We start from the raw sequence: 295 nt of genomic DNA, 5'->3' as shown, positions 1-295 counted from the left end.
CGGTATAAATGGCGCGCTTGAGGGCGTTAACAGCCTCGCCCCGATTGAGCACCCGGCGCAACTCGTTCCTGAAAGCGTCCTTGACAAAGTAGTCAGCCAAAAACGCCGTACGCAGCAACCGCCCCAATTGCACGCCAGCCTCATAGATTGGATCGCCCTGGGCGGCAGAACCGAACCGCGCAAGAGCTGCCACCGCACTGGCATGTCCGCTCATGACCGAGGCTGCCAGGTGCACCAGACTATCCCAATGCTTTTCGATCAAAGCGACGTCGACATTGGCTTCGCACACCGCAGC

1 protein-coding gene is annotated in these 295 nt (G+C 59.7%); it reads right to left on the bottom strand.

Annotated features, from left to right (window positions below; translation table 11 throughout):
- Positions 1 to 295: Tn3 family transposase (locus DOM33_RS16405; RefSeq protein WP_239495405.1), on the bottom strand; the 295-nt coding region annotated here is incomplete at both ends.

The sequence above is a fragment of the Salinicola halophilus genome (genome assembly GCF_003206155.1).
GTDB classification, from domain to species: Bacteria; Pseudomonadota; Gammaproteobacteria; order Pseudomonadales; family Halomonadaceae; genus Salinicola; species Salinicola halophilus.
The sequence above is the reverse complement of the archived record's forward strand: the minus strand, read 5'-3'. Positions and strand labels throughout refer to the sequence as shown.